A 20,066-nucleotide genomic window follows, 5' to 3' on the forward strand; every position below is an offset into this window, starting at 1 on the left:
TCCGACACTACTTCAAGATGACTATTACCATCCTTCCCCGATTAGACCGACTGGCCGAAGCCATCAGTTTCGCTAACGCCTCCGAACGGGGGCACTGGTCGAATTTGCCCACCGCGCAATCGGAATAACGGGCTCGGGATTCCGTACAGGCGTTCTGCCAACAAGACGCTTCCGGACCCAATCCCAGGCCCGCGCGCCCCGCCTTCCGCAATTGCCGAGCAGCCAATCGGCACCGCTTATCAGCCCAGCAGGAATTCCCGCGGTGCCAGCGCCCGGTCGACCACGCGGGCCTCGCCGATCTCGCCGTAGAAGCTGCGCTCCACCTTGCCCCGGTACGACGACGCGCCGACCAGCCAGCTGCCGCCCGGATTGGCCAGGCCGACCGCCGGAGTCTTGGGGTTGCGCAGCAGCGGGCAGCCGTCGACGTACAGCGTGCTGCGCCGTCCGTCGTTGACAACCGCGACGTGCCACCACTTCGCCAACGGCAGTTCGTGACCCCAGTTGGTCGAAATCCCGTTCTGGTTCAACGGGAACACCGCCCACTGCAGCTCCGCGCTGTCCGAGACGCTGAACGTCGCGGCCGATTCGTCCGGGTCGTCGCCGGACTTCCCGGCCGCACCGCCGTTGCCGAGGCGCGCGAAGATGCCGCACCAGCCGTGGGTGCCGTCGCGGAAGTTTTCGGGTAGCCGGATGAACGCTTCGACGGTGTAGCCGCGCTGGAAGGTCAGGTTGTTCATCGGTGCGCTGTCGACGGTCTGGAGGTACGCGCCGCGGCCAGGGTTGCGCGCGCCGTCGAACCGAAGGCTCGCCCGCGACGGTTGGCGAGGCGAGAAATCCGCCGAGTAAGTCAGCGCGTCAGGCCCGCTGCCCGGCACGGTCGCGCGGCGCAGGTCGTTGCCGCGGCCGGTGAGGTCCTTGATCAGCGCGTTGTCCGGAACCGGAGCCCCTGCGCGGCCGCCCTCGAACCGCCAGTACGCGACGGTGCCGGGCACGAGCTGCGGCTTCACCGGACGGGCAGGCGGCACCGGAACGGGCGCGAAACCGGCGAACCGCTTGTCGAAGTCGATGTCGATGCTGAAGTAGTCGACGTCGGTACTGCGCTCGGCCTCGATGCGCTCCAGCTCTGTGAGGTCACGCCGGCCATCGAGCCACGGCGAGAAGGTACGGACGTCGATCGCCCCGCGGGCGACGTCGAACTGGTACAGCCGGATCATGCCGCTGCCGCCGTAGTAGCGGTCCTGATAGTTCGTGAGGTGCAAATGCACGTCGTGGCCGGCGGCGTTGCGCTTCACCAGACGGCTCGGCGGCCAGTAGTGGCCGTTGAGGGTCAGGAAGATCTGGTCGCTTTCGTTGCCGAACTCATCCCAGACTCGCTTCCCGAAGTCCGACAGGAACGCCTTGCCCTGCTCGTCGGAGTTGACCAGCTCGTGGATGGTCAGGATGGCGGGCATCTTCGGGTGCTGCGCGAGAACCTGCTTCGCCCACGCGAACCCGCCTGCCGACGGACGCCAGTCCATCGCGAGCACCAGCCATTCCCGGCCGGCGGCCCGGAACACGTGGTAGGTGTTGTAGCCGTCCTTCGAGGAACCGCGGAACGTCGGCGAGTTCCGCTGCCGCTGCGGCCCGAACGCGTCGAGGTACGGCGTCCGGCCGCGCTGGTCGTCGGTGGAACCGTCGATGTCGTGGTTGCCCGCGAGCGTGCTGTACGGGAACCGGAACCGGTCGAGCACCTGGAACGACCGGCTGATGCCAGCGAACTCCCGGGCTTGCCCGTTCTGCGTGAGATCGCCGAGGTGCGCGAGGAAGACAACGTTGTCGTCGTGCGCGTGACGCAGCACGTACGACAGCGAGGCGTCCACCGGCGTCGAGTCGCCCCGGTCCTCGTCGAACAGGTACTGGGTGTCCGGCATGACCGCGATCGTGAACCGCGGGCTGTCACCGTCCGGCCGCCGAGCGACACTGGGATCGGCCGCGGCGATCCCGTTCAGACCAGGAAGCGCGGACACCGCCGCACCGGCACCGAGGATTCCGGCGCCACGCAGGAAGTTCCGCCGTGAAGAGTCAGTCACGAGCAGGAAGCTACGGACCGGCCCCGACCGCTACGGCAACAATTGCCGACGGCTCGATGAACAGCTCCGCGCCCACGGCGTTTCTGTCCTGCGCAGGACAAGCGGAGGTCCGCACCGACGCCGCTCAGCGACCGTCGCGTCGCCTTTGGTCGCCGACCAGCATGCCCGGCACCGCAAACCACAGCAGCCCGAACAGCAAGATCGCCGTCCCGCCGACGAGCCCCATCGCAACCGGCCCGAAAGAGACCTTCGCGATCAGCGCGACAGTCACCGTGATCGCCGCGGCAAGACACCCAAAGCCAACGAGCACGACCCGGTTGCCGACCTGCAGGATCTGCTCCCGCCGCCCAGTCCGGAACAGCATCCGGTGCCACGCCGCAGGCGCGATCAGCAGCGCCGTCGCCGCGACGGTGAGCAGCACCGCGAGCAGATGCAGCGTCTTCTCGAACCCGCTGGCGTCGTGAAACCGGCCCGTGAAGACCACCGACAGCAGGAACCCGAACAGGATCTGCACGCCCGCCTGCGCGACCCGCAGCTCCTGCAGCAGTTCGCCGACGTTCCGCTGCAACATCTGGTTCCGCGTCTCGCCGGTGTGCTCGACATCGTCGTCAAACCCCGCCGATCCGGCCACGCCCGCCGATCCGGCCACATCCGCCGACGCGGCGACCTGCGCCGGACCGCTGGCGTGCGCCGATTCGCCGACCTCAGCCGACCGACTAGCCTCCGCCGATTCCGGGGCCCGCACCGACCCACGGTCCCGCCCTGGCCCGCTGCCGTGCGTCAATCCGGTCGCTTGCGATAGCCCGCTGGGTTGCGTCGCCCCGCCGGGTCGCCCCAGTCCGCCAGCCTCCGCCGCTCCGCTGGCCTCCGCCGATCCGCTGGCCTCCGCCGATCCGCTGGTCTCCTCCGGCTCGCTGGTCTCCCCCGGCTCGCGGGGTTGCGGAGACCCGGGGATCTGCGCGGAGTCACCGGCCCGAACTCGCCCGCTGGATTGCACCGGTCCGCCGCTGCCCACCAGCCCGTCACCAGTCGATCCGCCGTCGACCGACCCGCCATTGCTGGCCTGCCCGCTGGCGTCCGCCGGTTGACCGGTCTCCGACGTCCCGCCCACCTCATCCGGCCCGCTGGCACCTGCCGGCTCATGGTCGTCCGCGCGACGGCCGTCAAACCCCATGGCACCGTTCGGATCGTCAGGCATGTCAGGCTCCACCGGTGCTCGCCAAAGCATCGCCGGGCAAGTCCGACGCTGCCACGCTGCCAAATACCCAACGCGTCCCTGCCCGAAAACGCACCAGGCCAGCCGGGCAACCTCCACGCCCGACGCAACCGCCGTTCGAGCTCCACCGACTCGCCAGCCGCTCTAATACGGGGAGCCGTGCCTCGAACCGCACCAGTGCGCCTCTGCGCCTCTCCGCACAACGAGCACCGGGCATGACCTCGCGCCCAGCATCCGGCCAGAGCCACGCACGCCTGCCTGGCGAGGCCCACATCTGACCTGCACCTCGCCCAGCCCGGGCAACGTCTGAATCTGGCTGATCCCGACGCTGTCCCACCCATCGACCCCACGCACCTCACGCCCGCGAGGAAAGCCGTCCCGACATATGGGCGACGTCCACACGTTCGAGTGGAGAACATGGCACGGCAAGCGCCGACTGGTTAGAGAAGTTTCATGCGTTTCCTCCCTAAGTTCCTTTCCGCAGCCCTCGCCGCCGGTCTCTCCGCCACGAGTTTCTCGGCGACCTCCGCCGCAGCCGCTCCGGCTGCGGCCTCTCCTGTGCACTTCACCGCTGCCCACGGCACATTCGCGGCATACACCCCGGGCGACCATGCCGTCACCTACCGCCCGGATCTCGTGCCTGCTGGAGCCAAGGTGCACGTCTCGGCCCTGTCCGCCGGTCACGTCGGCACCACCACCGTGCTGGTGATCAGCGGCCTCCTGCCGCAGCACGAATACGGTGCACACGCGCATGTCAACTCCTGCGGCGCCACCGGTGACGCCGCGGGCGGGCACTTCCAGCACGTGCCGGACCCGGTGAAGCCTTCGGTGGATCCGACCTATGCCAACCCGCGCAACGAGATTTGGCTCGACTTCACCACCGACCGCTCAGGCATCGGTCATGCAACCTCCACTGTGGACTGGACATTCGACGGACGACGGGCGAAGTCCGTGGTGATCCACGAAACCCACACCCATACCAACCCCGGGCACGCCGGAACCGCGGGTGGACGGCTGGCTTGCCTGGACGTCGGCTTCTAACCGGGAGCTGCCCCTCAGAACCCCCAGGACTTCTCCGGCACGATCCGGATCCGCACGGAGTAGTCGGCGTCGAAGGCAGTTGGATCGGCGAACCCGATACCGGCGTAATGCCGCTGGTACTTCGCCAGGTAGCCAGGCGCTTCGGAGGCTTTGGCCTCGTCGACCTGCGCACGCCCGTTGACGACGATGATGCTCCCGCCGTGTTCGTCGCTGTTCAGGTGGAAACTCACCTCTGGGTTGGCGGCGAGGTGCCTGAGTTTGGCCGTGCCGGGCCGGCTGAAGACCACGATGTCCTCGCCATCGAGCACAAACCAGACCGGCCGCGGCGCGGGGCGGCCGCGAGGAGTCACGGTGGTGAGCCATGCGACGGATTCGCCTGCGCGTTCAATGAGTTTCGGGTCGTGGGTGTAGGTCATGGTCGGATACCTCCTCGGTAGGTTTCCCAGGTAACCACGAGCCACCGACAGTTCCGCCCCGCCGACCTTCGCGAGCCATCTCGGACCACTGCCCCGACACGACTAGAGTTTGGTGCCACACAAGGGAAAACCCCCGATCCGAGGTCAATCTCGATTCCCCGGATCGGGGGACATCTCGCAAGTTCAGCGCGACGCGACAACCCGTGCGTACCGGGCACCCGCCACAAGCAGGATCACCCCGGCGCCGAGAAACGCGCCCACGCGAGCCAGCCCGTCCAGCGTGGCAAGGTCGAACAACACGAGCTTCGCGACGGCAGCGGCCACCAGCACCAGCCCGGCTATCCGCAACGCGACCACTTCGATCCCGCGCAGCAGAAGAACGTACGCCATTACGGTCCAGGAAACCGTGACGAGCGTATGGCCAACCAGGAATCCGACTCGGCCAGGAGCCACGAGCATGGACGCAGTGAGCACCAGTCCAGCAGCGCCGTAGAGCGCGCACAATCCTGCAGGCAGCCAAGGCACAAGGCTGGCCGTCTTCACCGCGTTGAGCCGAATTGCCGCCCACGGCAACGCAATCGCCGCGGCGAGGAGAAGCGCGGCCGAGGCCAGCGCGGTAAGGAGAAGATCTCGCGGATGCCAATGCGGGAGCAACAGCAGCGCGGGGGTCACGTCCGACCCGAGCGCGAGCAGTCCGCCGATCACCGCGAAGACGAGAGAACCGCCCAGCGCGAAACGGTTTCGAGTGAACTTCGCCGCAAACGCGAGCACTACTGCTTCGCCAAGCAGGACAGCTCCGCCATCGAACTGTGTGACGGTCGCCTGCATCCCGGCGACGAGACCGGCGATTCCTGCGACAGTACCGGAATTCCCCCGAACGGTGATCCAGGTCGCGATGAGCACGACCGCCGTTCCACCCGCGAGAAGCACGGATTCCGGTCTGTGCGACACCAGCGCGGCAGCCAGGATCGGCAACGGGGAAACAGCCAGCACGGACAGCGAGTACGGCTCACTGTCGTTGCGCCGCAACGAGACCAGCGCCGCCGCCGCGCTGACCACGCCAGCGGCGAGCACCGCCCACACCGGCAACGTGTGCAGCCCGACACCGATCAGCGCCGCTGTCAAGGGAGGAATGGCTGCAGTAAACGAAAGGGGAGACCACGACCGCCGAAGCTGGACAGGAACGGTCGCGATCTGGATCATAAGAAGGAACGTCACGAGTTCATCAGTGAAGCCCCAAGTGATCAGGGGCGCACACACCCCGCATCCTCCCACCACGGCATGAGCCAGGAGAGGGGAATCCCATTTGACCGCAAGCACAAGTCCGCCTACCGCGATCGCCAAGCCGACCGCGAGCCCGGCGGGAACGGGCAGGAAATCGTACAAGGAGGTGGCAGCGACAGTGTCGAGGTAGAGCGTCGCGATCCCAGTAGCGACAAGGGCAAATGCTCCCGTACGCGCCGCCGGTTTGCGGTGCAGCCAAGCGCCCGCGCCGACCAGGATCCCACCGAACACAGCGCCGACCGCCACCCGCGGCAACGGGGCGAGCCAGCCGCGTTGGATGGCCAGGATCAGTAGCAGGACGACCCCGAGCAACGTCACCGCGCCGCCGATCCACGCCAGCAGCCGCGAACCGGCGCCTTCGCGGCTGAGCCGTTCACGGAGCGTCGGCGCTGGAGGGTAAAGCCGCTGAATGAAGGGAGGCTGGCTGTACAGCGGATGTTGGGAGCTTGCCTGCGGTTGTCCTTGAGCGGGCTGGTCGGCGGCGGGCTGTCCGTGGCCCGGCTGGGCGGCGGACTGTCCGGCTGCGACATCGCCCGCGGCGGGTTGCCCGGTCCCGGGTTGTGGCGTCGACGGTTGGGGCGCGCCAGCCACGGGTTGGGCGGAATATGGTGCTGCGTAAGGGTTGTACGAGTAGTAGCCCGGGTGGGGGTGGAACGCTGTCCCGTGCGCGGCCGAGTAGGCCGGGTATAGGTACGGACCCTGCGCAGCTTGGTAGCCCGGGGCGGGCGGGCGACCGGGAGCGGTCGGATAGCTGTGGCCAGGCGCAAGAGGCTGGCCAGGTCCGGCGGGTTGGCCCGGCACGGCGGCATCGCCAGGTTCGGCAACCGAGCCCGACTCGGCAGGGCGACCTGACGCGGACGGCTCGCCCGGCGCGGCAGTCATGTCCGGCGCGGCAGTCTGGTCCGACGCCGCAGTCTGGTCCGACGCCGCAGTCTGGTCCGGCACGACAGTCATGTCCGGCGCAGCGACAGCCTGGTCCGACGCCGCGGCAGCCTGGTCCGACGCCGCGGAAGAGACTGCCTTGTCGGCAGGCCCCGGCGCGGCCGGGTGGGCCGAGCTGCCGGTCGGCACGGCCGGGTGGGCGAAGCCGACGGTCGGCACGGCCGGGTGGGCCGAGCTGCCGGTCGGCACAGCCGGGTGGTCGGAGCTGCCGGGCTGAGTGCCGTCAGGCGGGTAGGCCGCCTGCGACGGCTCCCCGGTCGGCGCTGCCGACTCAGCGTGGTCGCCCGGTTGGCCCGACGTCGGCTGGGAGCTCGCGGCCGGGTCCAGGACGGATGCCTCGTCGGGCTGGCCGGTCGCCGGTTCAGGCTGGGGTCGCACCGCGCGGAGTTCGGTGCCTACGTGTGTCAGGCGGCGGCCGAGGTCGTCCAGCTCGCCGGCCAGGCGGTGGAGCGTTGCAGCTTCCGTGGTCATACCGGACAGCGTGGGCGAAACGGCACGATGATCGGATCCGTAGCACTACTCAAGGCTGGACACGAGATGGTCTCGCGTCCGCCGACCTGCCCGGATGCGTGTGCCGTACGTCACGAGCGACAATGGAAGAGTGACTGCCACGTTGAGCGCGCCGACGTTGAAGATCGGCCCTTACCAGGTCGATCCTCCCGTCGTGCTCGCTCCGATGGCGGGGATCACCAATGTGGCGTTCCGGCAGCTCTGCCAGGAGTACGGCGCTGGCATCTACGTGTGCGAGATGATCACTGCCCGCGCAGTCGTCGAGCGGCACCCCGGCACGATGCACATGATGACCTTCGGCGAGCACGAAAAGCCCAGGTCCATGCAGCTCTACGGCGTCGACCCCAAAACCATGGCCGAAGCCGTGCGGATCATCGTCGGCGAAGGCCTGGCCGACCACGTGGATAGCAACTGGGGCTGCCCCGTCGCTAAAGTCACCCGCAAGGGCGGTGGGGCGGCGCTTCCCTACAAGCGGAAGCTGTTCGCCGACATCATCTCCGCCTGCGTGAAGGCCGCCGAACCGGCCGGTGTTCCGTTCACCGCGAAGTTCCGCGTCGGCATCGACGACGACCACCACACCTTCCTCGACGCCGGACGCATCGCCGAAGCCGAGGGCGCGGCTGCCGTCAGCTTGCACGCGCGCACCGCCGCGCAGCGCTACTCCGGCCAGGCCGACTGGACCAAGATCACCGCTCTTAAAGAGGCTGTCACCAGCATTCCGGTGCTGGGCAACGGCGACATCTTCTCCGCCGACGACGCCCTGCGCATGGTCAGCGAAACCGGCTGCGACGGCGTCGTCGTCGGACGCGGCTGCTTGGGCCGGCCATGGCTGTTCGGCGAACTGGAAGCCGCGTTCGCCGGGCGGCCGCTGCCGGCTCCGCCGAACCTCGGCGAGGTCGCGAAGGTACTCCGCCGCCATACGGAACTCCTTGTCGAACACGACGGGCACGACAAGGCCATGCGCGACATCCGCAAGCACATGGCCTGGTACCTGATGGGCTTCCCGGTCGGCTCCGAACTCCGCCGCGGCTTCGCGACCGTCTCGAACATGGGCCAACTGGAAGACCTCATCGCCCAACTCGACCACGACGCGCCGTTCCCCGAGGCGGCAACCGGACCGCGCGGGCGGCAGGGCTCGCCCGGCAAGGTCACGCTCCCGCACGGCTGGCTGGACGACCCCGACGACAACTGCGTCCCCGAAGCCGAAGACATGCACTCCGGCGGCTGACCCTGCTCGCGAACAGACCTCATCGGTGCGCGACCAGGGATTGTTCTCGCCGGCCTGGCGTCGTCGCCGATTTATGCCAGAGCGTCGGGGAAGACGATGACGGTTCCATTCGGGTAGGAGTTCTTTCGGGCCTGGTTGGGCCTGGCGATCAGGCCGTCCGTTTGCATCGGTGCCAAGGTAGTGCGTTTGACGTGGCTGCTGGCGTCCGGCGTCGCAGCCACCACATGGTCAACAACGGATTCGATAGTGACGGCTTGGCCTGCGAAGTGTTGGAGCAGGTGCCGGTGCCGCGGCACGGCGGAACATGGACTGCGAGAAAATGACTTCCTGGTTAGCGAGCCGATCACGGAAGCTGAATTCGCCTGACGGGGCCCCTTCCACATCGCGGCTTTCATGCTGTCCAGGCCGATGAGTTCACGTGTGCGGTAGAACAGGTCGTAAAGTCGCTTGCCACGGTCGCCATACATCGCGAAGCTCTGGATATAGGGGTACTTGCACATCTCGTGCAGTTGGCAGGGCTTGATCGATATTTCCCCCACCGCAGAATCGGGTTACCGCCTCGTGTGCGAAATAGATGAGCAGCTCACCTTTCGGATAGTCAGGCGAAGGAGGACGGACATCGGGGCGGCCTTGACTCCGACAGGGTCGACGAACGCGAAGGTCGGCGCGAGCCGCGTGTTGCACTCGTCCAAGTCGTCGAGCATCATGCTGGTGACCTCGATGAAAGTCTTGTCCTCGATGTCGGCCTTGACATTTTTGGCCGCGGGTCGTGTCTCACACTTGACCGTTTCGATGAGGCGAGTCAAGTTGCCACTGCAAGGCAGCGCCGTTATCCTTGAACAGGAACTCGGTTCTGCTCATATTCGGAAAACGGTCATGGCCGCGCAGGGTGTCCAGCGCGATCATCGGCGAACCCGGGTACCGGGGGTCACCGTTGTTATATTCCCTCGGATCGGCAAAGGTATCGTAATAAGTCGCCGGTTTCGCCGTCATTGTTACGAGTTGTCGCCGTCAGTTGACGTGACGCCCCGTGCCGACTCGGTCCTGCCAGGTCCGGTTTCGGACACAGAGTCGCGCATACCCTGCTCAGCTCACCGGCACAGGCCCAGGCGGCACTGGGGTTGCGGATGTAGAACCTCCGACAGGAGTCTCCTCGCGGAAGCGGGCTGAATCAGGCCAGTGTTGATCGGAGCACGCATCGGGCTTTGCAGATTGCTGATCGTGACGTCGAGGGTTCTCGCCGGATCGGTGAGACAGACGCGGCGATGGCGAGCATCAACTCCAGGCGGTATCGCTGACCGAACCAAGATACCCTGGGCTCCGATCTTTCTTTGCGGCCGCGCCGGATTACATCGAGGCTCTCGCCACGGCCTCTGCCGCCGACCCGGCTCGCGAGCGGCGCAGGGCAGCTTCCGCGAGCACTATGACGTCAGCCGGACCACCTACCCTGGGCAACGTCGGCAGGGGCGGACGCGATGCTGCGTCGATCGACGGCCGAGGGGCATCCTCCTCGACATCGTCAGCGGGCTCCCGAACCACTGCCGCCATGACATCACAAATCGGCCTGATCGCCGCCGAGGTAGTCATGCGGAACTCCGACCGGCAAGCAGCAGGACGCATCCGGGAACCTTGGCCCGCACGCGCACGAAAGTGGCCGTTGGCCAGTACTTATCACTCGCCGCACTCAGTCGGCCAGCCAGCTTCGACGGGCTTCGGTCCCCCACCGTCGAGCCGTAACTGGCCACCGGGCCATGACGGTCGGGGTAAAAAGAAAACTGTATGCTGTTCGCGTCGGACAGTGGAGAGTAAGGAGCTTGCGGGGTGCCTGGCATCGAATCCCGGTCCGGAGCTCCGACGACTCCGGGGACGATCACCGAGTTCGTCGCCCAAGAGCTGCGCAACCGCATCGTGCTCGGAGTGCTCCAGCCCGGGGCGAAGGTTCCGGTGTACGAACTCGCCGCGGAGCTGGAGGTCAGCCGGGTTCCGTTGCGGGAGGCCGTGCGGCAGCTGGAAGCCGAGTCGCTGGTTGAGAATCTGCCGCGGCGCGGCACGGTGGTGCGGGAGCTGAGCGTCCGGGACTTGCGGGACGCGTTCGAGATCCTGCAGCGGATCGAGCCTCTCGCCGCCCAGCGGGCTGCCGCGCCGGAAAATGCCGCCGTCGTCGAGACGATGGAGTTCTGGCTTCGCAAGATGCAGGAGCTTTCCCAGCGGAAGGTTCCGTTTGTGTCGCGGGAGATGCTCGAAGCGCATCGGGAGTTCCACTTCGCGCTTTTCCGCGCTGGCGGCGAAGGCGTGCTGCACACGCACCTGTGCATATTGTGGAACACGTGCGAACGGTACGTGATGAGCAGCCTGCCCGACCTCGACCGCCAAGCAGCCGCGGCGGCCGAGCACGCGGAGCTGGTGAAGCGGATCCGCGCCGGCGACGCCGACGGCGCGACCAAGGTGCTGGCCGCGCATTTGACGGCCAGCCTCACCAGCTCGTTGCGTTATCTGGAGAACAACGAGACCGAGGGCTGAGCCAGCGCCGCGCCTGCCCTGGTCACGACCGGCTCCAGGCCGGTCGCGCGCAGCAGTTCACGGGTGGTCGAGGTTGCGGCCGTGACGACCGGCAGTCCGATCTTCCGTTCGACCGGATCGACCGCGGGCAGCGACGGCATCTGGACGCAGGCGGAGAGAACCAGGCCGTCCGCGCGGGACAGGTCGAGCCGCTCGACGTGTCCGGGCAAGCCGGCGGGATCGAGTGCGCCGACGCGGTGGTTGTCCGCCACTCCGAGACTGACGGAGTCCACGACTTCGATGTCGTAAGCCGCGAGGTAGCGGATCACCATCTCGGTCAGCGACGGCAGATACGGGGTCACGATCGCCACTTTCTGCAGCTTCAGGTCCAGCAGGGTGCGCACGAGCGCGCCCGCGCTGCTGATCACCGGCGCTGGGCAGCCCGCCTGCTCGGCCACGTCAGACAGCCGTGGTTCGATGCGTTCGTGCGCACGCGGCCCTTCGGCCATCAGCGCGATCAGGCAGGCGTAGCCGATCGCGGTTACTCGCGCGTCGGCGAGTTCGGCCGCGCACCGCTCTCCCTCGCCGACCATTCGGTGAAGCGATTCGGGGTCGACAGTATGCAGCACCGCCCTGCTGGAGTGGATCGTGAACACTTCGTCCGGGTCGGCGCGGCGGCGCAGGAGCGCGGGAACTTCGGTTTCCATGGTCGTGTTGGAACTCGGCACGATGAGGCCGAGGCGATACGGGGACACGGATTCTCCTTCAGTGCGGATAAGGACGGGCTTTTCGGTGGTGGAAGCGATGACGGATCGAGAAGCCGCCCCCGAGGGTGGCCGGCAGCCTGCGATGACGTCGTCGGCGGCGCGGCGGGCGTACGAGCAGATCCTCGAACAGCTCGTGTCCGACGAGATGCCGCCCGGGACTTGGTTGCGGGAGAGCGCGCTCGCCGGATCTCTGGGCATGAGCCGCACACCGGTGCGGGAGGCGCTCAGCCGCTTGGGTTCGGAAGGACTGGTCCGGCTCGAACGTCACCGCGGAGCACAAGTGGTCGGGTGGAGCCGGGAACAGATCGTCGAGATCTACGGGCTCCGCGCGGTCGTCGAAGGTTATGTCGCCGCCGTCGCGGCGCAGAAGATCAACGACACGGCCATTGCCGCGCTGGAGGCGAACCTGACGGCGTACTGCGAGGCGATCGCGCAGGGCCGACGTGGGGCTGCCGATGCGGCGGCGTTGAACAACGAATTCCATGCACTGATCCTCGAAGCGACCCGCAGCGACAGCTTGATCTCGCTGCTGACCGGGGTGTTCGGACTTCCGTTGGTGCGACGCACATTTCTGCGCTACAGCGACCGTGACCTGCAGCGCAGCGCCGAACACCACCGTGAGCTGATCGAGGCACTCCGACAGCACGACTCAGAAAGCGCGGAGATGATCATGAAGGTGCACATCAGGGCAGCGCAACGGGCCGTTCTCCAGAACGAGCAGTTCCCCGCCGTCCCACCAGCCACGTAAGCAGCACGCCCAGCGTGAACGCTCCCGCAGCCGGTACGGCGCGTTTGAGCACAGGAGCCACGAGCGCGAGTGCGTTGAGGTCCGAGCCTGGCCGCGCCGCCGTTGGCGTCTCGGACGTGGCTGGGACACGGCCGTTGCGACTTGGCTCGCGGTCGGTCGCGGACGCCGCCTGCGGGGCCGGGGCCAGCAGGGCTTCCAGGTTGGTCGCGAACTGGCCGATCAGGCGTGCGCCGACGTCAGCCATCGCGCTGCGGCCGAACTGCGCCAGTTTTCCGGTGATCTGCAGGTCGGTGTGCACGTCCACGCGGGTCTTGTCGCTGGATGCCTCGTGCAGGGTGACGGTGACGACCGCGGCCGCTGACCCTTTGCCGGTTTTCTCCTTCCCCCGGGCGTCGAGGACCATGCGCCGGGCGGGCTCGTCCAGCTCGCGAAATGCGGCGGTACCGCCGTAAGAAACCTTGATCGGGCCGACCTTCATCGACACTGAGCCGCGGTAGGAGTCGCCGTCGGCGGGCTCAACAGTCGCGCCCGGCAGGCACGGGGCGATGCGCGGCACGTCGGTCAGCACGGTCCACGCGGTGGCGATGTCGGTGGGCACGATGAAGTCGTTCGAGAATTCCATGACATTCCCTTCTGGTGTCCTCAATGGACGGTCGCGGATCCTTCGGCCTCGATGCCCTCGGCTGTCGCGGACTGGACGGCGCGGACGATGCCGTTGTAGCCGGTGCAGCGGCAGATGTTGCCTGCCAGCGCGACGCACACCTCGTCGCGGGTGAGCGCTTCGCGGCGACGCACCAGGTCGTGGGCGGCGAGCAGCATGCCGGGCGTGCAGAATCCGCACTGCAGCGCTCCCTCGTGGGAGAAGGCGGCGCGAACCCGGTCGGCGTCCGGCCCGTCAAGCCCTTCGACAGTCACGACTTCGGTGCCCTGGCAAGAAGCCGCCAAGACGAGGCAGGAACGCATCGGCAGCTCGTCGACGAGGACAGTGCACGCGCCGCACACTCCTTGCTCGCAGCCCAAGTGCGTGCCCGTGAGGTGGAAGCGGTCGCGCAGCAAGTCCGCGAGCGTGGTGCGGGCAGGCACGGTCGCGAATTTCTTGCGGCCGTTGACGGTAAGCTCGATAGTCACCTCAGACACGGGTTACCTCCTGGTGGTGCGCGGCGTTCAATGCTCGCTGCACCGAGACGGCGTGCAGCTGGCGTTGGTGTCCGTCGCTGCCGGTGTCGGCACCGACGGCGTCGAGGAGATCGGGCAGCTCGGGTGATTCGGCGACCGCTTCGGTGTTCGGCAGCCGGATCGGGACGTCGCGCGCGGCGCCCAGCCAGAGTTCGGCGCCGTCGGGGCGCAGGAGCGCCACAGCGAGCGATTCGGCGAACTCGCCGGGTTTACGCGCCATCTTGTACAAGCCCCATCGGGTCTCCGGCGCGAAGCGGGCGACCTCGACTCCGGTAATGAATTCGTCCTCGTCCAAGGCCGTGGTGAAGAAGCCCCGCAGGAGGTCGCGTACCGGGATGCGACGAGTGCCGCGGACGGACAGCGTGTGCACGGCGGCGTCGACAGCGGCCATGATCGTCGGCCACTCGGCGCTGGAGTCCGCATGGGCCAGGCTGCCCGCGAGCGTGCCGCGGTTGCGGATCGCCCGGTAGCCGATGCCGGACGCCGCACGCGGGAGCAAACCGTTGGTGCGGTCGGGAACGAGTTGTTCTTCGAGCATCATGTGGGTCGTGGTCGCCCCGTAGCGGATCTGGTCGTCGGCTTCGGTGAAAGTCCGCAGTCCTCGGATGGCAGTGAGGTCGACGAGGTGTTCGGGCGAGGCCAGCCGCATGTTCATGATGGGCAACAGGCTCTGGCCGCCGGCGAGCACCTTCGCGTCGGACAGCTCGGCGAGCAGACTCGCAGCTTGCTCCGCTGTGGACGGCCGGTGATAGGTGAAGTCCGCGGGTTTCACCGGGCCGCCCCCACTTCACGCGCCTGCGCGTTCGCGAGCTGCAGCGCCGACCACACGCGCGCCGGACTTATCGGCGTTTCGTTGGCGAGCGCGCCGAACTCGCGCAGCGCGTCGGTCACCGCGTTGGCGATCGCCGCGGGCGGGGCGATCGAACCGCCTTCCCCGGCACCTTTCATCCCGAAGACCGTGTAGGGCGAGGGCGTTTCGAGATGGCCGATCTTGATCTCCGGCACTTCACTCGCCCCAGGCAGCAGGTAGTCGAGGAAGCTGGTGGACTTCGGCTGGCCGTCGGCGTCGTAGACCAGTTCCTCCAGCAGTGCGGTGCCGATGCCCTGCGCGATACCGCCGATCAACTGACCGTCAACGACCTGCGGGTTCACGATCGTGCCACAGTCTTCGACGATCGCGTAGTCCAGCAGTTTCACGTCGCCGGTGTCGAGGTCGACCTCGACTGCCACGGCGTGCGTCGCGTAGGTGAACGCGCCGGTCTGCACCTCGGGCTGGTAGTAGCAGGTGCATTCCAGACCCGGCGCGACGCCTGGCACGTGGTCGGGAGTGAAGAGGAATTCTTTCGCCAGAGCGGCGTAGTCGATCGAGCCCGTCCGGCTGTGGACCGCGCCGTCGCGCAACGTGAGAGAGGCTGCGGATTCGCCGAGGAGCACTGCGGCGATGTCCAGGACCTTTGCCGCAAGCTCGCGCGCGGCGCCGAAAGTCGCGCCACCGGCCATCACCATCGACCGTGAAGCGAAGGTTCCGTCGCCGCGTGGGGTGACGGCGGTGTCGCCGTGAAGGACACTGACACGTTCGATGTCGACGTCGAAGACCTCGCTCACCACCTGCGCGAGAGTGGTTTCCGAGCTTTGGCCGTGGCTCTTGATGCCCGCGGCGAGGGTGAAGCTGCCAGTGGCGTCCATTGCCAGCCGCGCACCCTCGGTCCCGATGGTGATCGCGAGACCGCGCGAGGCCCATTCGATGCACCCGTGAGCTGTCTGTTCGGTGAAAGAGCCGTAGCCGATTCCGATGCGGTGGCGTGAATCGAGTGGCGTCGCCTGCTGTCGAGCACGCCATTCGCCGTGTCCGAGGAGCGCCGCCGCTCGGCGCACGGCCTCCGCGTAGTCGCCGCTGTCGTAGACCTTGTTCGCCACCGACCGGTACGGCATCTCGGCCGGGGTGACCATGTTGTGCATCCGCATCTCGTGCGGCTCGATGTCCAGCGCGTGCGCGAGGTCGTCGAGGGTGCGTTCGATGGCGAAGCAGGCTCCTGGGCGGGCGACGCCGCGGTAAGGGCCGGAGGGAGTCTTGTTGCTGGCAACGCTTCGAGTGCGGAATCGGTAGTTCCGCAGCCGATACGGACCGGGGATCATCGCTGACGACATGGTCGCGTCCATCGTCGCCGTCCAGGGGTGCACCGAGTAGGCACCGCTGTCGACGACGATGTCGGCCTCGACGCCCAGCAGCGTGCCGTCCGCCGCCGCGTGCGCGGTGATGCGGTAGTGGTGGTCGCGGGCTTGGGTGGAGGACACCATCGCTTCCCACCGGTCTTCGACCCAGCGGACGGGGTAGTCGAGCTGCATCGCGATGGCCGCCAGTGCGACTTCTTCCGGATAGACCGAGCATTTGGCGCCGAACCCGCCGCCCATGTCCGGGGAGACCACGCGGACGCGCCTGGCTTCGATTCCCAGCTGCAAGGCGATCATGTCGCGGATCATGTGCGGCGTCTGCGTCGACGACCACACGGTCAGCAGGTCCGCCGACCGGTCGTAGTGCGCCGCGACGCCGCGAGTTTCCAGCGGCACGACCGCTTGCCGGTTCATCGTGTACTCCCGCGTGATCGAGACCGCCGCGGCACGCACGGCCTCGTCGAGATCGCCGAAATCGCCCTGGGTGGTGGCGAAGATGTTGTCCGGCCACTCGTCGTGCACGAGTGTCTCTCCGGCGAGCGCGGTGGTGAAGTCCGGTATCGGCGGCAGCGCTTCGATGTCGGCGGTGATCTCGCCGGCCAGGTCTTCGGCTTCGGCTCGGGTGTCGCCGATGGCGAGCGCGATCGCTTCCCCGACATAACGCACCTTGTCCGACGCCAGATTGGGCAGCGGAGCCGCGCGGAATCCCGGCAGAGTCGAGGTCGCGGTGAGCGCTTGGGCGAACGGCGCGAGATCCTCCGCGGTCCACACCGTTCCGGGCTCGGCGTCCGCTGGTTTGGCAACTCGGGCAAGGCGCCCGTGGGGCACCTGGCTGCGCACGAACGCGACCTCGCGCAAGCCGGCCAGCCGGAGGTCGGCGATGAACGTGCCGCGCCCGGCGAGGTGGCGGGCATCCTCGCGGCGCGGTGCCCTCGCGCCGATGCCGTGGCGCCGTTTGGCTGGTTTCACAGATTCTCCTCGTCGGACGGTGCTCATCCAGCCAGCCATCCGCCATCGACCGGGATGGACGTGCCGGTCGTGTGGCGGGCGGCGGCTGAGCACAAGTGGACAGTCAGCGCCGCGATCTCGTCGGCCTCGATCAACTCCTTGATGGCCGCGCCGCCGAGCATCACGTCTTCGATGACCTCCCGCGGGGTCGTGCCGCGGATCTCGGCTTGCCGGCCGGCGAGGTCGTGAGTCAGCGGTGTTTCGACCCAGGCCGGGGCGATGCAATTCGACGTCACGCCGTGCGCGGCGCCTTCCAGGGCGATCGTCTTGGACAGTCCTTCGACGCCGTGTTTGGCGGCGACGTAGGCACCTTTGCGGACATCGCCGAGCACGCCCCGGATCGAGGTGATGTGCACGAACCGGCCCCAGCGGCGCGCATACATGCCCGGCAGCACCGCACGGGCGATCCGGAACGGAGCCTGCAGCATGACGTCGAGCAGGCGGGTGAACTCCGCGGGCGGAAATTCGTGCAGCAACGCGAGGTGCTGCACTCCCGCGTTGTTGACCACGATGTCGACCTCGATGCCGCGCAACGCCTCGTCGACCGCGGCAAGATCGGCCAGGTCAACGACCAGAGCACGACCGCCTGTCCTTAGCGCGACCTCCTGGGCAGCGCCGGGACGCACGTCGAGCACGACGACGTCCACTCCCTCCGCAGCGAGCCGGCGCGCGCAGGCCGCACCGATCCCGCTCCCGCCGCCGGTCACCAGCGCGGTCCGGCCTGGCAAAGCCATCCTGTCCCCCTTCGGAGATTTGTATGCAACTTTTCCTCGATTGGTGACGTAGCCGCAAACCGCTGACCCTGGCACTGCACCCGATCGGAGGTGAGCCGTCAAGAGGCAACCGCTCGCCAATCCGGGTCAATTTGCGATCTTGACCTGCCCGAACACCGACACTTGACATCCCGCGGCCCGCAACTCATGCTCTGAATATAGAATTCTATCTGCTGTTTGGGCAACCCCAGTGGAGGCATCGCCCACGCAGGCTCAGGCACATCCACGCAAAGTTGTATGCAACTTATCCAGTTCAAGGAGGTGGGGCGTGTCCGTCACAGCCGCCCAGCTGTACCGGGAGAGGCGTATCGGGGAGCGTCAGTCCGGGATCCGGCGACCCGCTCTGGTCGTCGTCGACTTCACCTACGGGTTCACCGACCGGGACTCGGCTCTCGGCTGCGACGCCGGCGAAGCCGTGCGGGAGACAGCCCGGCTGCTCGACCTCGCGCGCGGGCTGGGGCTGCCTCGCGTGTTCACGCGGATCCAGTACGCCGCGGCCGATGAGCGCGTTGCCGCGCCTTTCCTGGAGAAGATGCCGGCGCTCGCCCAGTGCCGGGCCGGGAGCCGGTGGGCGGAGATCGACGAGCGGCTCGCCCCGCGACCGGACGAACCCGTGCTGGCGAAGCTGTTCGCGTCGGGTTTCTTCGGCACCAACCTCGCGGCGTTCCTCGCCGGTTCCGGTTGCGACGGTGTCGTGGTCACCGGAGCGACGACGTCGGGCTGCGTGCGGGCGACCGTGGTCGACGCGCTCCAGCACGGCTATCGCGCCGTGGTGCCCGGCGACGCGGTCGCCGATCGCGCCGCGGAACCCCACGCGGCCGCACTCTTCGACATCCAGGCCAAGTACGGGCAGGTCGTCACCGCCGCCGAGGCCGGGCAGCTCCTGCGCGCGTCCGAGCGGAAGGCCGGGGAATGACGACCAGCAGGGCCGCCGTGCTGCACGGCGAAGGACAGCTCACGATCGAGGAATTCCCGTTGCCGCGCATCGGAACCGACGACGGCCTGCTCAAGATCGAGGCGACCGGCGTCTGCGGCACCGACATCGCCGCGTACCGGGGAGTCAACCCGTTCTACGAACTTCCGTGCGTGCTCGGGCACGAACTGGTGGGCCGGATCGCCGAACTCGGCGACGGCGCGGCGCGGCGATGGGGCGTCGCGGCAGGCGATCGCATCGTCGTGGAGGAGTATTTGCCCTGCGGCACCTGCCGTTCGTGCCTGGCGGGCGCGTATCAGATGTGCCGGGTGCCGCGGTACGGCGGGAAGTCCATCCACAGTGGACCGGGGTTGTACGGCGGGTACGCCGACTACCTGTACCTGCACCCGCAGGCGATCGTGCACAAGGTGTCCGAGGACGTGCCCGCGGAACTGGTGCAGTTGTTCATCCCGATCTCCAACGGGCTCGACTGGGTCACCCGTGTGGGCGGGCTGCACCAGGGCGGGACTGTCGTGATCGTCGGGCCGGGTCCGCACGGCCTCGCGTGTCTCGTCGGCGCGAAGGAAGCGGGCGCGGGCAAGGTGATCGTCGTCGGCACGTCCGCCGACGAAGCTCGCCTGGCGGTCGCGCGAGAGCTGGGCGCCGACCACACGCTGACCGGAGACGTCATCGAGCAGGTCGCGCACCTGACCGACGGGACGTTCGCGGACGTGGTGGTCAACGTCGCGAGCAGCGCGGCCGGGCTCGACACCGCGCTCGCCGTCGCGGGCGACCGCGCGACCGTCGTGCAAGCCGGGGTCGCCAAGGGAGCCGGCGGCGGTGCCGAGTCCATTGTGGACGCGATGAACCGGCGAGTGCTCACCCTGCGCGGGGTCCGCGGGCGGCCCAGCAGGCTCGTCCCGCCCGCGCTGCGGCTGATCGAGTCCGGCCGCTACCCGCTCGATCTGCTGTGCACGGGCCGGTTCTCGATCGAGGACACCGAAAAGGCGCTCAACGCCGCGAACGACGACCCCGGAGCCATCCGGGCCACCGTCTTCCCCGACCTTTCTCACCGCTGAGGAGCAAGACCATGAGCATCACCGCGGACGGCCCGGCGAAGGACCCGCTGATCACCGACGACTGGCACGTCAGCACCCGGATCTACCGGGACCCGTCGATCTTCGCGCGCGAGCTGGTCACCGTGTTCCACCGGACCTGGGTGTTCGTCGCGCACGAGACGGAGATCCCCGAACCGGGCGACTACCGGACCGCCTACCTCGGCAGGCAGCCGGTGATCGTGAACC

At 67.8% G+C, this 20,066-nt stretch carries 19 protein-coding genes and 1 pseudogene; 8 read left to right on the forward strand and 12 right to left on the reverse strand.

The window, feature by feature from the left end:
• Positions 1–239: 239 nt before the first annotated feature.
• Both A4R44_RS06340 and A4R44_RS06345 read right to left on the reverse strand, forming a co-directional pair.
• Positions 240–2,069, reverse strand: a complete 1,830-nt coding sequence (locus tag A4R44_RS06340; RefSeq protein WP_067577224.1) for a LamG-like jellyroll fold domain-containing protein — start codon at positions 2,067–2,069, stop codon at positions 240–242.
• A 124-nt stretch (positions 2,070–2,193) separates the two neighbouring features.
• Positions 2,194–2,700: a DUF6328 family protein gene (locus A4R44_RS06345; RefSeq protein ID WP_255366061.1), complete on the reverse strand. Its 507-nt coding sequence runs from the start codon at positions 2,698–2,700 to the stop codon at positions 2,194–2,196.
• 1,038 nt (positions 2,701–3,738) lie between these two features.
• Here A4R44_RS06345 and A4R44_RS06350 point away from each other — a divergent pair.
• Positions 3,739–4,326, forward strand: a complete 588-nt coding sequence (locus A4R44_RS06350; protein WP_067577226.1) for a superoxide dismutase — start codon at positions 3,739–3,741, stop codon at positions 4,324–4,326.
• A gap of 14 nt (positions 4,327–4,340) precedes the next feature.
• Here the strand turns inward: A4R44_RS06350 and A4R44_RS06355 are convergent, their stop codons facing one another.
• Both A4R44_RS06355 and A4R44_RS06360 read right to left on the reverse strand, forming a co-directional pair.
• Positions 4,341–4,742 (reverse strand): TIGR03667 family PPOX class F420-dependent oxidoreductase, encoded by a 402-nt coding sequence (locus tag A4R44_RS06355; RefSeq protein WP_067577228.1) that lies wholly within the window; start codon positions 4,740–4,742, stop codon positions 4,341–4,343.
• A gap of 183 nt (positions 4,743–4,925) precedes the next feature.
• A complete protein-coding gene (locus A4R44_RS06360) occupies positions 4,926–6,344 on the reverse strand; it encodes a DUF2339 domain-containing protein (RefSeq protein ID WP_232791515.1) in 1,419 nt (472 codons plus the stop codon).
• A 562-nt stretch (positions 6,345–6,906) separates the two neighbouring features.
• Here A4R44_RS06360 and A4R44_RS48825 point away from each other — a divergent pair.
• Both A4R44_RS48825 and dusB read left to right on the forward strand, forming a co-directional pair.
• The gene (locus A4R44_RS48825) at positions 6,907–7,185 is read left to right on the forward strand and encodes a hypothetical protein (RefSeq protein ID WP_163069780.1); all 279 of its coding nucleotides are present in this window, start codon (positions 6,907–6,909) and stop codon (positions 7,183–7,185) included.
• A 348-nt stretch (positions 7,186–7,533) separates the two neighbouring features.
• Positions 7,534–8,706, forward strand: coding sequence for a tRNA dihydrouridine synthase DusB (gene dusB, locus A4R44_RS06365; RefSeq protein WP_095213210.1), 1,173 nt, complete (start codon positions 7,534–7,536; stop codon positions 8,704–8,706).
• Between the two features lie 71 nt (positions 8,707–8,777).
• Here the strand turns inward: dusB and A4R44_RS06370 are convergent, their stop codons facing one another.
• Entirely contained in the window at positions 8,778–9,245 is a 468-nt protein-coding gene (locus A4R44_RS06370) for a hypothetical protein (RefSeq protein ID WP_157904824.1), read from the reverse strand.
• A gap of 235 nt (positions 9,246–9,480) precedes the next feature.
• Positions 9,481–9,699 carry a hypothetical protein gene (locus A4R44_RS47770; protein ID WP_157904825.1) on the reverse strand — a complete coding sequence of 73 codons (219 nt, stop codon included), beginning with the start codon at positions 9,697–9,699 and terminating at the stop codon, positions 9,481–9,483.
• A gap of 828 nt (positions 9,700–10,527) precedes the next feature.
• Here A4R44_RS47770 and A4R44_RS06380 point away from each other — a divergent pair.
• The gene (locus tag A4R44_RS06380; protein ID WP_067577236.1) at positions 10,528–11,226 is read left to right on the forward strand and encodes a GntR family transcriptional regulator; all 699 of its coding nucleotides are present in this window, start codon (positions 10,528–10,530) and stop codon (positions 11,224–11,226) included.
• On the opposite strand, the gene A4R44_RS06385 is transcribed toward A4R44_RS06380, so the two are convergent.
• Complete coding sequence (locus tag A4R44_RS06385) at positions 11,196–11,960, reverse strand: Asp/Glu racemase (RefSeq protein ID WP_198545185.1); 765 nt, start codon at positions 11,958–11,960, stop codon at positions 11,196–11,198. The two genes, A4R44_RS06380 and A4R44_RS06385, sit on opposite strands and share 31 nt — an antisense overlap.
• A 49-nt stretch (positions 11,961–12,009) precedes the next feature.
• Between A4R44_RS06385 and A4R44_RS06390 the strand changes: the two genes are divergently transcribed.
• The gene (locus tag A4R44_RS06390; protein ID WP_161269452.1) at positions 12,010–12,720 is read left to right on the forward strand and encodes a GntR family transcriptional regulator; all 711 of its coding nucleotides are present in this window, start codon (positions 12,010–12,012) and stop codon (positions 12,718–12,720) included.
• On the opposite strand, the gene A4R44_RS06395 is transcribed toward A4R44_RS06390, so the two are convergent.
• The 5 genes from A4R44_RS06395 to A4R44_RS06415 are packed head-to-tail and all read right to left on the reverse strand — an operon-like array spanning position 12,656 to position 17,810.
• On the reverse strand, positions 12,656–13,342 hold the full coding sequence (locus tag A4R44_RS06395) for an SRPBCC family protein (RefSeq protein ID WP_067577240.1): 687 nt from the start codon (positions 13,340–13,342) through the stop codon (positions 12,656–12,658). The two genes, A4R44_RS06390 and A4R44_RS06395, sit on opposite strands and share 65 nt — an antisense overlap.
• A 20-nt stretch (positions 13,343–13,362) precedes the next feature.
• Positions 13,363–13,857 carry a (2Fe-2S)-binding protein gene (locus tag A4R44_RS06400; RefSeq protein ID WP_067577242.1) on the reverse strand — a complete coding sequence of 165 codons (495 nt, stop codon included), beginning with the start codon at positions 13,855–13,857 and terminating at the stop codon, positions 13,363–13,365.
• Positions 13,850–14,668: a xanthine dehydrogenase family protein subunit M gene (locus A4R44_RS06405; RefSeq protein ID WP_067577244.1), complete on the reverse strand. Its 819-nt coding sequence runs from the start codon at positions 14,666–14,668 to the stop codon at positions 13,850–13,852. Before A4R44_RS06405 ends, A4R44_RS06400 begins: the two co-directional genes overlap by 8 nt.
• Positions 14,665–17,037, reverse strand: a complete 2,373-nt coding sequence (locus A4R44_RS06410) for a xanthine dehydrogenase family protein molybdopterin-binding subunit (RefSeq protein WP_095213212.1) — start codon at positions 17,035–17,037, stop codon at positions 14,665–14,667. The genes A4R44_RS06405 and A4R44_RS06410 overlap by 4 nt, the downstream gene beginning before the upstream one ends.
• 23 nt (positions 17,038–17,060) lie before the next feature.
• Entirely contained in the window at positions 17,061–17,810 is a 750-nt protein-coding gene (locus tag A4R44_RS06415) for an SDR family NAD(P)-dependent oxidoreductase (RefSeq protein ID WP_067577248.1), read from the reverse strand.
• A 307-nt stretch (positions 17,811–18,117) separates the two neighbouring features.
• Here A4R44_RS06415 and A4R44_RS06420 point away from each other — a divergent pair, with 307 nt between their 5' ends.
• From A4R44_RS06420 to A4R44_RS48830, 3 genes and pseudogenes are all read left to right on the forward strand, one after another.
• A complete protein-coding gene (locus A4R44_RS06420) occupies positions 18,118–18,765 on the forward strand; it encodes an isochorismatase family protein (protein WP_198545186.1) in 648 nt (215 codons plus the stop codon).
• On the forward strand, positions 18,762–19,841 hold the full coding sequence (locus A4R44_RS06425; RefSeq protein WP_067577250.1) for a zinc-binding dehydrogenase: 1,080 nt from the start codon (positions 18,762–18,764) through the stop codon (positions 19,839–19,841). Before A4R44_RS06420 ends, A4R44_RS06425 begins: the two co-directional genes overlap by 4 nt.
• An 11-nt stretch (positions 19,842–19,852) precedes the next feature.
• Positions 19,853–20,066, forward strand: a pseudogene (locus tag A4R44_RS48830) (aromatic ring-hydroxylating dioxygenase subunit alpha); the annotation flags it as partial.

Origin of the sequence: Amycolatopsis sp. M39 (genome assembly GCF_001651785.1) — a bacterium.
GTDB classification, from domain to species: domain Bacteria; phylum Actinomycetota; class Actinomycetes; order Mycobacteriales; family Pseudonocardiaceae; genus Amycolatopsis; species Amycolatopsis rubida.